The 13,128-nt window shown below is 62.8% G+C and carries 14 protein-coding genes; 8 read left to right on the top strand and 6 right to left on the bottom strand.

Annotation, left to right across the window (positions count from 1 at the left end):
• Nucleotides 1-22: 22 nt before the first annotated feature.
• Nucleotides 23-952 carry a hydroxymethylbilane synthase gene (hemC, locus tag BN1118_RS15510; protein WP_156995051.1) on the bottom strand — a complete coding sequence of 310 codons (930 nt, stop codon included), beginning with the start codon at nucleotides 950-952 and terminating at the stop codon, nucleotides 23-25.
• A gap of 323 nt (nucleotides 953-1,275) precedes the next feature.
• On the opposite strand from hemC, the gene BN1118_RS15505 reads away from it, so the two are divergent.
• Nucleotides 1,276-3,807: a class I adenylate cyclase gene (locus BN1118_RS15505; protein ID WP_043134973.1), complete on the top strand. Its 2,532-nt coding sequence runs from the start codon at nucleotides 1,276-1,278 to the stop codon at nucleotides 3,805-3,807.
• A 114-nt stretch (nucleotides 3,808-3,921) separates the two neighbouring features.
• Here the strand turns inward: BN1118_RS15505 and BN1118_RS15500 are convergent, their stop codons facing one another.
• Together BN1118_RS15500 and cyaY are read right to left on the bottom strand one after the other, a co-directional pair.
• Nucleotides 3,922-4,575 (bottom strand): alpha/beta hydrolase, encoded by a 654-nt coding sequence (locus BN1118_RS15500; RefSeq protein ID WP_043556961.1) that lies wholly within the window; start codon nucleotides 4,573-4,575, stop codon nucleotides 3,922-3,924.
• A complete protein-coding gene (gene cyaY / locus BN1118_RS15495) occupies nucleotides 4,572-4,886 on the bottom strand; it encodes an iron donor protein CyaY (protein WP_042868743.1) in 315 nt (104 codons plus the stop codon). The genes BN1118_RS15500 and cyaY overlap by 4 nt, the downstream gene beginning before the upstream one ends.
• A gap of 73 nt (nucleotides 4,887-4,959) precedes the next feature.
• Between cyaY and lptM the strand changes: the two genes are divergently transcribed.
• The 6 genes from lptM to BN1118_RS15470 all read left to right on the top strand — a co-directional run bounded on the left by lptM (nucleotide 4,960) and on the right by BN1118_RS15470 (nucleotide 9,817).
• Nucleotides 4,960-5,136 (top strand): LPS translocon maturation chaperone LptM, encoded by a 177-nt coding sequence (gene lptM, locus BN1118_RS21860; protein WP_017408874.1) that lies wholly within the window; start codon nucleotides 4,960-4,962, stop codon nucleotides 5,134-5,136.
• A gap of 19 nt (nucleotides 5,137-5,155) precedes the next feature.
• Nucleotides 5,156-6,406: a diaminopimelate decarboxylase gene (lysA, locus tag BN1118_RS15490; RefSeq protein ID WP_043556960.1), complete on the top strand. Its 1,251-nt coding sequence runs from the start codon at nucleotides 5,156-5,158 to the stop codon at nucleotides 6,404-6,406.
• A gap of 124 nt (nucleotides 6,407-6,530) precedes the next feature.
• Complete coding sequence (gene dapF, locus BN1118_RS15485) at nucleotides 6,531-7,361, top strand: diaminopimelate epimerase (protein ID WP_042868747.1); 831 nt, start codon at nucleotides 6,531-6,533, stop codon at nucleotides 7,359-7,361.
• A gap of 81 nt (nucleotides 7,362-7,442) precedes the next feature.
• Nucleotides 7,443-8,123 carry a DUF484 family protein gene (locus tag BN1118_RS15480; RefSeq protein WP_043556959.1) on the top strand — a complete coding sequence of 227 codons (681 nt, stop codon included), beginning with the start codon at nucleotides 7,443-7,445 and terminating at the stop codon, nucleotides 8,121-8,123.
• Nucleotides 8,116-9,072, top strand: a complete 957-nt coding sequence (gene xerC / locus BN1118_RS15475; RefSeq protein WP_043556958.1) for a tyrosine recombinase XerC — start codon at nucleotides 8,116-8,118, stop codon at nucleotides 9,070-9,072. Before BN1118_RS15480 ends, xerC begins: the two co-directional genes overlap by 8 nt.
• Before the next feature lie 34 nt (nucleotides 9,073-9,106).
• A complete protein-coding gene (locus tag BN1118_RS15470) occupies nucleotides 9,107-9,817 on the top strand; it encodes an HAD-IA family hydrolase (protein ID WP_043556957.1) in 711 nt (236 codons plus the stop codon).
• Nucleotides 9,818-9,845: 28 nt separating this feature from the next.
• On the opposite strand, the gene BN1118_RS15465 is transcribed toward BN1118_RS15470, so the two are convergent.
• A complete protein-coding gene (locus BN1118_RS15465) occupies nucleotides 9,846-10,244 on the bottom strand; it encodes an STY0301 family protein (protein WP_043557067.1) in 399 nt (132 codons plus the stop codon).
• A 41-nt stretch (nucleotides 10,245-10,285) separates the two neighbouring features.
• A complete protein-coding gene (locus tag BN1118_RS15460) occupies nucleotides 10,286-11,812 on the bottom strand; it encodes a mechanosensitive ion channel family protein (RefSeq protein ID WP_043134983.1) in 1,527 nt (508 codons plus the stop codon).
• A 115-nt stretch (nucleotides 11,813-11,927) separates the two neighbouring features.
• On the opposite strand from BN1118_RS15460, the gene BN1118_RS15455 reads away from it, so the two are divergent.
• Nucleotides 11,928-12,341 carry a hypothetical protein gene (locus BN1118_RS15455; protein ID WP_043556956.1) on the top strand — a complete coding sequence of 138 codons (414 nt, stop codon included), beginning with the start codon at nucleotides 11,928-11,930 and terminating at the stop codon, nucleotides 12,339-12,341.
• Here the strand turns inward: BN1118_RS15455 and BN1118_RS15450 are convergent, their stop codons facing one another.
• Nucleotides 12,342-13,115, bottom strand: a complete 774-nt coding sequence (locus BN1118_RS15450; protein ID WP_043134986.1) for a gamma-glutamyl-gamma-aminobutyrate hydrolase family protein — start codon at nucleotides 13,113-13,115, stop codon at nucleotides 12,342-12,344. It abuts the gene before it with no gap.
• Between the last annotated feature and the right edge of the window lie 13 nt (nucleotides 13,116-13,128).

The following is a 13,128-nucleotide window of genomic DNA, read 5'->3' as shown; positions in this document are numbered from 1 at the left end:
CATGATCCGGCCCGGCCCGCACTCATGCCCGGTAGACCTCGGCCAGGATGACGTCGGCGCCCGCCGCCAGCAGGCGCTGGGCCAGGGTGTGGCCGAGCGCCTCGCCATCGGCCAGCGGACCGCGGATCTCGTCGCGGACCACCTGACGGCCATCCGGGCTGCCCACCAGACCGCGCAACCAGACCTCATCCCCCTGCACCAGGGCATAGGCACCGATGGGCACCTGACAGCCCCCCTGCAGGGCGCGGTTCATGGCGCGCTCGGTCAGCACCCGGATCCGGGTCTCCGCGTGTTCGAGCGGGGCCAGCAGGGCGTGCAGCTCCTCATCGTCGAGCCGGCACTCGATGCCGACTGCCCCCTGACCGTTGGCGGGCAGGCTCTGTTCCGGTTCGATGAAGGCGGTGATGCGATGTGCCATCTCCAGCCGTTTCAGGCCGGCGGCGGCGAGTATGATGGCGTCATATTCACCGGCATCCAGCTTGGCGAGACGGGTATTGACGTTGCCGCGCAGGTCGCGGATCACCAGATCCGGGCGGGCGGCGCGCAGCTGGCACTGACGGCGCAGGCTGGAGGTGCCGACCACGGCACCTTGCGGCAGCGCCTCTATCTGGCTGAAACGGTTGGACACGAAGGCATCGCGCGGATCTTCGCGCTCGCAGATGGTGTGCAGACCCAGTCCCTCGGGGAACTCCACCGGCACATCCTTCATGGAGTGAACGGCGATGTCGGCGCGTCCCTCCAGCATGGCGGTCTCCAGCTCCTTGACGAACAACCCCTTGCCGCCCACCTTGGCGAGAGGAGTATCCAGGATCTTGTCACCCTGAGTGCTCATGGGTACCAGCTCGACCTGCAACTCGGGGTACAGGGCTTCCAGCCGGTCTTTGACGAAGTTGGCCTGCCACAGGGCCAATGGGCTCTTGCGAGTGGCAATTTTCAGGGTTCGGGCTGCCATATCAATCAGTTGTTTCATCTTTAGAAGGAAAACGATCTTACCACCCTTTGCAGGGGCTTTCATGGCGCAGCCAGCAAAAGCGGGGCCAAGCTCAAAAAGGGGGGCTGAAAATGATTTTCATTAAGTTGAATTAATTTATTAATTCATTGAATCTACTAATTTTTATTGCTTTCCACTGATACTGTTCAGCTGCCAGTCATAAATAATCCGGTGATTCAGTGCGGGCTTGTTTACCACCGCTGTTTGCATTGTTAACATGATCACACTTTTTTGACGTCTCCCCGTTTTGGTGCGTCATTTCTTACCTCGGTATAGGCAGGGCATTGCTGGTAAAACTCGATACGCTGGTGGCGCGCTACGACGAACTCAATCGTCTCAAGACGCAACGGGCGTTAGGTCTCATGAGTCGCTATGGGCAGCAGGTCTTCCAGCTGCTGCCCGTCATGCTGCACTTCAATCATCCCCTGTTGCCCGGTTATGTGGCAGGTGATGTGCCCCACGGCATCTGGAGTTTTACCGCCAACGAGGCCCAGCAGGCCTTCATCCAGGATCTGTGCCAGAACGCCAACTGCCAGAACGGCCTCACTACCCACGACAAGTCGATCCAGGGGCTCTACTCCATGGGCAGCACCTCGTCCATCGGCCAGTGCTGCCACTCGGATCTCGATATCTGGGTCTGCCACGTGGCCGGTTTGTCGCAGGAGCGGCTCGAGCTGCTGGATCTCAAGTGCCAGCAACTCTCCAAGTGGGCCGAGCAGCGCGGGGTGGATCTCAACTTCTTCCTGATCCCCGAGGACAAGTTCCGCCAGCGCAACGATGCCCAGATGCAGGGGGAGAGCTGCGGCAGCGCCCAGCACCTGCTGCTGCTCGACGAGTTCTATCGCAGCGCCATGCTGATCGCCGGCAAGCGCCTGCTCTGGTATCTGGTGCCTGCCGAGTATGACGATCGCTACGACGAGTACGTGAACGGCCTGTTTGCCCACGGCAAGCTGAGCCAGGACGACTGGCTCGATCTCGGCGGCTTCGACCGCATTCCTGCCGAGGAGTACTTCGGCTCCGCCTTGTGGCAGCTCTATAAGGGCATCGACTCCCCTTACAAAGCCGTGCTCAAGTCGGTGCTGATGGAGGCTTACTCCCACGAGTATCCCAACACCCGCCTGCTGTCTGTCACCAGCCGCGACTGGTTCCAGCACAACGAGGGCATGCACTACCGGCTCGACAACTACTGCCTGATGCTGGACAAGGTGACCAACTACCTCAAGTCCATCGGCGACATGCAGCGGCTGGATCTGGTGCGGCGTTGCTTCTATCTGAAAGTGTGTGACGGCCTCAGCCATCCGAAGGAGGATCACTCCCCGGCCTGGCGCCGCGAGCAGATGACCCAGCTGGTGGCCTACTGGGGCTGGAGCCCGGAGCGGCTGCATCATCTGGATCACCGCCAGGAGTGGAAGGTCGAGGACGTCAAGGTGGCCCATGCCGAGCTGCTGGAAGCCCTGATGCAGAGCTATCGCAACCTGATCCAGTTTGCCCGGCGCAACAACATCAGCGAGTCCATCAACCCGGAAGACATCGGCATACTGTCGCGCAAGCTCTACGCCGCGTTCGAGAGCCTGCCGGGCAAGGTGCAGCGCATCAACCTGACCATAGCGCCGGATCTGAGCGAACCGGATCTCAGCCTGGTGCAGGTGCCCCACGGCCGGCTGAATCGCGCCGGCTGGTATCTCTACAAACATTCGCTGGAGCCGGCGGACATCATAGGTCGGGCACCGCTCGAATATAACGGTTACATCAGCAAGCTGGTCTCCTGGGCCTACTTCAACGGCCTGCTGACGCCCCAGTCCCGGGTGCACCTGTTCAATCAGGGCTCGGATCTGCACATCGACAACCTGCACCAGTTCTGTCGTGACCTGTCCGGCACCTTCCCGGTCAAGTATCCCCGCGCCACCAACCTGGCCCTCAGCCGTCCGTGCGAGATCCGTCAGCTCTCCATCTTCCTCAACCTGGAGACGGATCCGACCAGCCACTGGGTGGGTCAGGTGATCGAATTCGACGCCAATGCCGCCGACGTCTTCTCGTTCGGCCGCAATCTGGAGTGCCTGGTGGGATCGGTGGATCTGGTCTATCGCAACTCCTGGAGCGAGATCCGCACCCTGCACTTCCAGGGCGATGAAGCGGTAGTCGATGCCCTCACCACCATACTCGGCAAGATGCACCAGGATGCCGCCGCCCCCGAGATGATAGAGGTGTTCTGCTACAGCCAGCACTTCCGCTCCCTGGTGCGGACCCGTTTCCAGCAGCTGGTGGCCGAGTGCATCGAGCTGCGCCTCGCCCGTGACAAGCAGCAGCTGGTCAAGACGCTGGCGCTGGGGAAAGAGAAGTACGGCATCTTCTTCGAGCGGCGCGGGGTGTCGGTCAAGAAGCTGGAAAACGCCATCGACTTCTACCGTCACATCTCCCACAACAAGCTGGATCACCTGCCGCTGCGGCTCGACAAGACCCACAGCCAGCACCTGCCCGGTATCGTCGACTCCTACGCCAGCGAAGGGCTGGTGCAGTTCTTCTTCGATACCCGGGATGCGGGGACCAACATCTATATCCTGGATGAGGCGAACCGGGTGGAGATCTACCAGCATTTCGCCGGCAACAAGGATGAGCTGGTGCAGGGGGTGAACCGTTTCTACACCTCCAGCCACGAGCGTTTCAGCGATGCGGGCCAGTTCAGCAACTTCAACCTGCCCCAGTACTACGAGATAGTGCAGGTCAATGGCGAGCTGGAGGTGATCCCCTACCGCAGCCAGGGGCCGCTGCGTGATGGCGCAGGCCAGGCCCGCGAACTGGGTTCGGCGACGGGGTAGCGCCAGAGGACGGACATGGGGTGGACGACGAGGCCCTCTTGCTGACGCAGCTCCTCGAACCTGCCAAATAAAAACGGCCTGCAGATGCAGGCCGTTTGGCTATCCGGAGCCTGCTCAGTCCGCGAGGCGGGCCAGCAGCCAGCTGCGAATGTCGTCAAGCTGGGGGCGACAGATCTCGTGGCGCATGGGGTACTCGTGCCACTCGAGCGTCAGCCCTGCCGCTTCCAGCCGGTTCTTGGCGTCCCAGCCCATGGAGAGGCTCACCACGTCGTCATAGATGCCGTGCATGTAGCAGATGGGCAGGCTGTGGGCGGCCTCGCTCATCTCCGCCAGCAGGGCGTCGGGCGTCGCCAGATAGGTGGACATGCAGAGCAGCCCGGCCAGCCGTGCCGGATGGCGCAGGGCGGTGAAGGAGGCGATGACGCCACCCTGGGAAAAGCCGGCCAGCAGGATGCGCTCGGGGGCAAAGCCTTCGGCCACCAGCTGATCCAGCAGGGCGGTGATACGATCGGCGGATTCACGCACATGGGACTCCACGGCGCGGTCCGCCGGGTCGTCGAAGCTCTTGATGTCGTACCAGCCGCGCATCTTGTAGCCCATGTTGATGGTGATGGCACGCTCGGGGGCATCGGGCAGCAGATGGCGCACCGGCAGGTCGGCAGGCAAGTCCAGCGCATCCACCAGCGGTGCCAGACCCGCGCCGGAATCCCCCAGCCCGTGCAGCCAGATCACGGCGTGGCGAGCGTCCTGCGGATGTAGGTCGATCATGGGAATACCACAGCCTCACCCGCCTGGGTGGTGCAGGCCTTGGTCAGCAGGGCCTTGAGCTCATGGCCGAAGCGGTTGTCGATCCAGGTTTCTCCTTGCAGCTCGAAGTGGAAACCGTTCTCGCGGGTGGCGACCCAGATCTGGTGCAGGGGTTCCTGCTTGTTGATGATGACCTTGGTCTTGTTCTCGAACGACAGGGTCAAGACCCCGCCGGCGCGTTCACAATCAATATCCGGATATCCTGCGTCGACGGTGTCTTCCACATATTGGAAAAAGGCGTCGGTCAGGGCGTGATACTCGTGATCCTTCATCGGTTTATCCTGTTGCTTTTAACAATGTGAGTGCGATTATAGAGGGCCAAAAATTTTTTCGCAGCGAACCATTATGATTACCCAGCTTACCAAGTGTCTGCTTGCCACTCTTCTGTCTCTTGGTTTGGCCGCGTGTGGCCTGACGGGGCCGCTTTACATGCCGCCCCCCGAGCAGCCCCAGACCCAGAGTACACCGCAAGCACAGACGCCTGCGACCGCCGAAGCCGCCCCAGAGGCCGCGCCGCAATAATTCAGGAAGGAACCGCCCCTTGGATCACTTTAACTACGACGCCGACGGCCAGCTTCAGGCCGAACACACCTCGCTGCAACACCTTGCCGAGCAGTACGGCACTCCGCTGTACGTTTACTCCCGCGCTACCCTTGAACGCCACTGGCATGCCTTCGATCAGGCCGCAGGCGATATTCCCCATCTGATCTGCTATGCGGTCAAGGCCAACTCCAACCTGGCGCTGCTCAACCTGCTGGCCCGCCTGGGCTCGGGGTTTGACATAGTCTCCGGCGGCGAGCTGTCGCGGGTACTGGCGGCGGGCGGCGATCCGGCCAAGGTGGTCTTCTCCGGCGTGGCCAAGAGCGAGGCCGAGATGCGCCTCGCGCTGGATAAAGAGATCCTCTGTTTCAACCTGGAGTCGGAAGCCGAACTGGAGCGTCTGAACCGGGTGGCGGGCAGCATGGGCAAGAAGGCCCGGGTCTCGGTGCGGGTCAACCCCGACATCGATGCCGGGACTCATCCCTACATCTCAACCGGCCTCAAGCAGAACAAATTCGGCATCCCCATCGAGCAGGCGCCCGCCATCTATCGCAAGGCGGCGGCCATGGCCAACATAGAGATCAAGGGGGTGGATTGCCACATCGGCTCCCAGCTCACCGAGTTGACGCCCTTCATGGAGGCGGCCGACAAGCTGCTGCGGCTGATCGACGAGCTGGCGGCGGAAGGCATCCAGATCCATCACCTGGACGTGGGCGGCGGGCTCGGGGTCAACTATGGCGCCGAGCAGCCACCGCACCCCACCGAATATGCCGAGGCGCTCAAGCAGAAGCTGGCGGGCCGGGATCTGACCCTGCTGTTCGAGCCGGGCCGTGCCATCGTCGCCAACGCCGGCGTGCTGCTGACCCGTGTCGAGTTTCTCAAGCCTGGCGAGACCCGCAACTTCGCGCTGATCGACGCCGGCATGAACGATCTGCTGCGTCCCTCCCTCTACGGCGCCTGGATGAACATCATAGAGGTGGACAGCCGCACGGCCCATGAGCCGGCGCTGTACGACGTGGTCGGCCCGGTGTGCGAGACGGGTGACTTCCTCGGCAAGGAGCGCACTTTGGCCATAGGCGAGGGGTCCCTGCTGGCGGTTCGTTCCGCCGGTGCCTATGGCTTTACCATGTCATCCAACTACAACACCCGTCCACGCGCGGCCGAGGTGCTGGTGGATGGCACGCAATCCTTCCTCATCAGAGAGCGCGAGCAGTTGGCCGATCTCTGGCGCGGTGAGCATCTACTGCCCTGAAAACAGGAAGGCACCACGGCGATAGGATCGTCCAGACGCGTCTCTGTGTGCGTTGAACGCGCGAGCAGTTGACCGATCGCCGGTGTCGCGAGCATTTACTGCCTAAAGGGTACAGGAACGCACGATGTTGATAGATTTTTCCAAGATGCACGGGCTGGGCAATGACTTCATGGTGGTGGATGGCGTCACCCAGAAGGTGTTTTTCAGCAATGACGTCATCAAGAAGCTGGCGGATCGCCACTTCGGGATCGGCTTTGACCAGCTGCTGCTGGTGGAGCCGCCCTATGATCCTGAACTCGATTTTCACTACCGTATCTTCAATGCCGATGGCAGCGAGGTGGAGCAGTGCGGCAATGGTGCCCGCTGTTTCGCCCGTTTCGTGCGCCTCAAAGGGCTGATCAACCGGGATCGCATCGCGGTCAGCACGGCCCGCGGCCGCATTATCCTGCAGCTGGAAGGGGAGAATCAGGTCACGGTCAACATGGGTGTCCCCCAGTTTGAGCCGGGCAAGATCCCGTTTCGGGCCCAGAAGGCGGAAAAAACCTATCTGTTGCGGGCGCAAGAGCATACTGTGATGTGTGGTGTCGTCTCCATGGGCAACCCTCACTGCGTCATCGAAGTGCCATCGGTGGCCGAGGCGCCGGTCGAGACACTGGGCGCCATCATGGAGCGGCATGAGCGTTTCCCCGAGCGGGTCAACGTCGGCTTCATGGAGATGGTCAACGCCACCGAGATCAAGCTGCGGGTGTTCGAGCGCGGGGTGGGCGAGACGCTTGCCTGCGGCACCGGCGCCTGTGCGGCGGCGGTGATCGGCATCAGTCAGGGCAAGCTCAAGGAGCGGGTCACCGTCAGTCTGCCGGGCGGCAAGCTGACCATCGCTTGGAAGGGACCGGGTCAGCCGGTCTATATGACGGGCCCGGCCGAGCATGTGTTCGACGGCCAGATAGAGTTGTAGGCATGGGGCGGAGATGGCTCCGCTCTGCCAAGCGCTAATGTCGGGGCCTTGTGCCCCTTTTTCGGATGGACCAACCAAGTTATGAGCGAACTCAAACGGCAGGAATCACTGGTGGATGAAGCCACAGTGCTGGAGTACCTGGCCCGTTATCCCGAGTTTTTCCAGCGCCACGCGGCCATGCTGGATCGGATCCGCATTCCCCACGAGCGCAAAGGCACCGTCTCGCTGGTCGAACGCCAGATGGACCGGCAGCGCGAGCGCATCGAGCAGCTGGAGCAGGAGATCACCGAGCTGATGGGGATCGCCAGCGAGAACGAGCGGATCTTCCGGGTCTACGCCGATCTCTACGGCGAGCTCTACGGCTGCCAGACCCTGTTCGAGGTGAGTGCCGTGATGGGCAAGGCCTTCGTGCAGCGACTGCGGCTGACCGGCCTGCGGCTCTGGCTCAGCCCGAAGAAATTCCAGTTGAGCGGCCCCGAGCAGAAGTTCATGGCGGAGGGCAGACAGCTCGAGCAGCTGCTGGGCCAGCGCCTGCCGGGTCAGGATTACTACTTCGGTCGGCTCAATCAGAGCGAGAAGCAGGCGCTGTTTGGCCACGATGTGCTGGTCAACTCCGTTGCCCTGATGCGGCTCGGCGATCTCGGCGTGCTGGCCTTCGCCAGCTCGGATCCCAGCCACTTCAGCCCCCACAACGACACCCTGCTGCTGGGTCAGCTGGGCCGCTTGCTGCAACTGCGCCTGCCCGAGCTGGTTCGTGGCTAAGGCACAGTCTCCTGCCGCCGAGCCTCTGCCGGCCAGCCTGGCCGATGAGTTGGCAGCCTTTATCGAATACCTGAGGGTCGAGCGCCAGCTCAGCCCTCATACCCGCAGCAACTACCGCTCTCACCTGGAGATCATGACAGCCGAGTTGGTCAGGCTTGGCCTGAGCGACTGGACCCGGCTCGAGGCGAGCCAGGTGCGCAGCCTGGTGACACGGATGCACAAGGCCGGACTGGTGCCCAGCTCTCTTGCCACCAAGCTCTCGGCTCTGCGCAGTTTTTGCGACTGGCAGGTGCGCCAGGGGCGGCTCAGCGCCAACCCGGCCCGCGGCATAGTGACCCCCAAGCAGGGGCGACCCCTGCCCAAGAACCTGGATGTGGACGAGATGTACCAGCTGCTCAACATCACAGACGAGCAGGATCCGCTGGCGGTGCGGGATCGCGCCATCATGGAGCTGATGTACTCTTCCGGCCTGCGGCTCGCCGAGCTGGTGGGGCTCAATCTGGCGGACATCAAGCTCGATGATCGCCAGCTCAAGGTGACCGGCAAGGGCGCGCGGGAGCGGGTGTTGCCCATGGGGCGGATGGCGGTGGAGTGGTTGCAGAAGTGGCTCAAGGTGCGCCCCCTGCTGGCGGGGGACGAGGCCGAGGCCCTGTTCGTCTCGCAGCGCAAGCGGCGACTGTCGGCCCGCTCGGTGCAGGAGCGGCTCGATGGCTGGGGCAACAAGCAGGCGCTCAATGCCCACATCCATCCCCACAAGCTGCGCCACAGCTTCGCCACCCACATGCTGGAGTCGTCCGGCGATCTGCGGGCTGTGCAGGAGCTGCTGGGACACGCGGATCTCTCCACTACCCAGATCTATACCCATCTCGACTTTCAGCATCTGGCCAAGGTGTACGACAACGCCCATCCAAGAGCCAAACGGGATCCTGCTACGCCGGAAGATGAATAACGGGGTCTGGTTACCCCGCAGTGAAGGAGCATGAATGCATTTTTATCGCCGCTGGCAGCCGGTGGCCGCCCTCTCGTTCGACCTCGATGACACCCTCTACGACAACGGCCCCGCCATTGAACGGGCCGAGCAGTGGATGCTGGCCCATCTGCGCAGCGAATACCTGGCCACCGCCATGCTGGACAAGCCGCGCTGGCTGGAACTCAAGCGCGCCATCCTGCTTGCCCATCCCGAGTTGCGCCAGGATGTCAGCCTGGCGCGTCAGCGCACCATTCATGAGGCCATGGTGCAGGGGGGCATGACGGCAGCCACCGCCAGCCGGGAGGCCGAACAGGTATTCGCCGCCTTTCTCGCCGAGCGATCCAGGATAACGGTGAGCGCCGCGACTCACGACTTGCTGGCGCGATTGGCCGGGCGCTACCCCTTGGTGGTGATCACCAACGGCAACCTGGATCTGGTGCAGGCGGGACTGGGGGATTATTTCACCCTGGTCTGCAAGGCGGGCGCGGGCGCCAGGATGAAACCGGCGCCGGACATGTTTGTACAGGCGCAGAGGGCCCTCAAGCTGGCTCCCGGCCAGATCCTGCATGTGGGGGACCACCCGGAGACGGATGTGCTGGGCGCCCGCCTGCACGGTTTTCGGGCCGCCTGGCTCAACGATCGCCAGCAGCCCTGGCAGGGGTTGCAACTGTTGCCGGATGTGGAGCTCAATGCCCTCGGCGAGCTGGCCGACTTGCTGCTCTGACGGCGATGGCTGACTACCCTTCACTGCGTTATTTGCGGCAGATCAGCCCGCGCAGATCGTAAGGGTCGCCCTGATTGACCCGGCAGTAGCTGATGCCGAGGGGTAGCGGCTGCTGCAGGGTGAGGGCGGTATCCTGATAGTGGCAGACCAGATAGAGGGGACGCAGGCTGCTGCCGAGCAGGCTCCAGTAGTGGATCTCGTCGCTGTCGCCATTGTCCGGTTTGAGCTGAACCAGCTCACCCGGCTCACCATCAAACAGCGCCAGGTTTGCCAGCCGGTGGCTCAGGGTCTGACCCGGTTTTCCTTCCGGATCCCGGCTCAGACCCTGCCAGCCCTCTGGTGTGGTCAACAGTTGCTGGCGGGTCTCGATTCCGGGTGGGCAGTCAAATTGCAGGGTGGCACTCAGGGCCAGGGCGGTCAGCAGCATGGAGTTGGTCTCTTGTTGAAAGCTCAAGCCTCCATGCTACGTCATAGGCCGCCAAACAGCGCCTTCAGTTTATCCAGCAGATCCCGCGGCGGCGTGACCTGTCTCAAGGATTCCGCCTCCCGTGCCAGCAGGGCCTGCTGCTCCTGCTGCCTGGCGCTCAGCACCCGGTAGAGCGGCTCGACCAGCGACTCGCGCTGCATGACCAGCTCCTGGAACATGGCCTGATTGATGCGATAGGTTTCGACGGTGCCGAGCGCCCGCACAGTGAACGGGCTGGGCTCGCCGGTGAGCAGGCTCAGCTCGCCGAAGAAGTCGCCGGCGCTGAGGGTACCGAGCAGCAGTTCGCGCCCTTCCACCTCCACCAGCATCTCCGCATCCCCCTTCACCAGCACGAACAGCCAGCCCGAGATCTCGCCCTGGGTGAGCATGCGATCGCCGTTGACGAAGGGGGCGAACCTGACCTGATCCGCCAGTTGCAGCAGCTCCTCTTCCTGCAGCATGGCGAACAGCGGCAAGCGGCGCAGGGTGGCGGTACGCTCGGCGGTATGCCGCTTGTGGCGCTGATCCTTGTGATCCTGATCCGTGGTCATGAAGACGTTGAAGATGGGGGGCGTGAGGCGGCGGTCGTTGCGGCGCAGGGCGGCATCGATCAGGGTGCGCACCGCAGAATCGGTGGGATCGTCCACTGCCAGATCGGTGAGCCAGTAGCGCACCGCGTAGCGGGCGACGCCGTTCTCCACGTTCATCAGCAGGCAGTCGGGCATCGGGCTGGCGGAGACGTGGCGGAGGCGGGTCTCCCGCAGGGAGTGTTCCACCAGCGCTATGATCTGGGTCGGCAGCGTGTCCAGGGTGATGTCGAACCAGACCCAGCGCCGCCACTGCAGGGGGGCGTTCTGTCGCCGTCCCAGTACTGTGAAGCGCTGTTTGAGCAGGTGGCTGTTGGGGATCACCACGGTTTCCCAGTTGCGGGTCTCTATGGTGGTGGCGCGCCAGTTGATCTCCACCACCCGGCCCTGGGTAGTCTCGACCTGCAGCCAGTCGCCGATGGCGATGGAGTTGTCGAGCTGGATGGAGACACCGGCCAGCAGATTGCCCAGGGTGTCCTGCATGGAGAAGGCGATGACGGCCGTGATGACGGCAGAGGTGGTGACTATCTCGCCGAGGGCCATGCCGGAGGCGTAGAGCCGGAACAGGCACCAGCCGATGTAGCCGACCGTGATGACGATGTCGGCTATGATGCGCGGGATGCGGATCTGGCACAGGGGCAGCAGAAACTGGAACAGCAGTATCCCCCAGACTTTCACCAGCACCAGGCCGGCCAGCAGGCTGGAGATCTCCACCAGCCAGTGGTGGGGCAGGGGCAGGCGGAACCAGCCGCCCTCGAACTGGATCAACAGTATGGTGACGGTGCTCAGCATGGCGAAGCCTAGCTCGGCGACCAGCTCCCGCCGCCGGCCAGGGGATCGCCAGAAATGGGTAGCGAGTAGAGACAGGGTCAGCAGGGTCCAGAACGGGTGCTCACCAATCCACAGCAGGGTAGGTAGCGCAATGAGGTGATCGCTAAACATAACAGCCCCTTATCATTGGTTATTTCCAGCATAGTTGCTTTCGAACCGCTAAATGGGTGCGGGGTGAGGGCAATTTATTTATGCTGGGCGCCAATGTGGCAGGGGAGTGGCTAGTGTGCGCAAGTTGAACAAGCTGGTCTGTATCGCGGGGGTCTGGTTGCTGGCGGGCTGCGATCAGCTGGCCGACAAGTATAGGGTCGAGTTTCGCGATGGTTCCTGGCGCGAGATCGCCATTACCCCTTTCTCCGACGAGGCCCGCTGGCGCGAGGGCTGTGCCACCGGCGAGGTGTTGAGCGACATGAGGCTGCCGCTCAAGCGGGGCAAGACGGTCAATGGCCGCGAGCAGTTGCTGATCGGCGGTGAGCTGTTCGAGCTGGATGACGATGCCCTCTATCGCAGCAACGGCATGGTGTTCGGCCACACGCCGGATCACATCCAGCGCGGGCTCAAGGGGATGGAGATATGCCGCACCCTGCGCCCCGAGCGGGGTGGTTTGCCCAAGCTCAAGGCGCGGGGGTTTGGCGACTAGTCAGCCCTTGCTGGCGCGGGCCCGGCAGGCGTCGCCGAAGGCCTCGAAAATCTTGATGGAGTGGGGATTCTCGCTTGCCTTCCACTCCGGGTGCCACTGCACCGCCAGCAGGAAGGAGGCGAGGACAGGGGCATGGAGCGCCTCGATCAGCCCATCCTCGGCGTGGGCCAGCGGTTCAAGCCCCTTGGCCAGCGTCTTGATCCCCTGCCCATGCAGCGAATTGACCGGGATCGACGGTTGTCCCATCAGCTCGGCAAACCAGCTGCCGGGCACCAGCTCGACCTGATGACTCTCGCCATACTGCTCGTCGACCGGATCGTCCGAATCTTCCCTGTGATCGTCATAACCCGGCTCGTTGTAGACCTTCTGATGAATGTCGCCGCCAAGGGCCACGTTGATCTCCTGCATGCCGCGGCAGATCCCGAGGATCGGCAGGCCGCGATCGAGGGCGGCGCGCACCAGCGGGATGTCGAACAGATCCCTGTCTCTGTCCTGCTGCTTCTCCGGGGTCAGGTTCTCCTGGCCGTAGAGGGCGGGATCTATGTTGGATCCGGCGCCGCTCAGATAGACGCCATCCGCCAAATCCAGATACTGCGCCAGATCCTCTGTGCCGCAGCAGGTCGGCACCAGCAGCGGCACGCAGTCGCTGATCTCCACCAGCGGCATTATGTATTTGTGGGTCATCACCTGATAGGGGTGACCATTGCGGGGCTGGGCGCCCATGGTCATGAGTACGACGGGTTTACGCGGGGTGTGGGGGTTGCGAGCTGTCATGATTCACCTTGCT

This window comes from Aeromonas bestiarum (genome assembly GCF_000819745.1).
Taxonomy (GTDB): domain Bacteria; phylum Pseudomonadota; class Gammaproteobacteria; order Enterobacterales; family Aeromonadaceae; genus Aeromonas; species Aeromonas bestiarum.
Note: the sequence above shows the minus strand (reverse complement) of the source record. Positions and strands in the feature narration are given on the sequence as shown.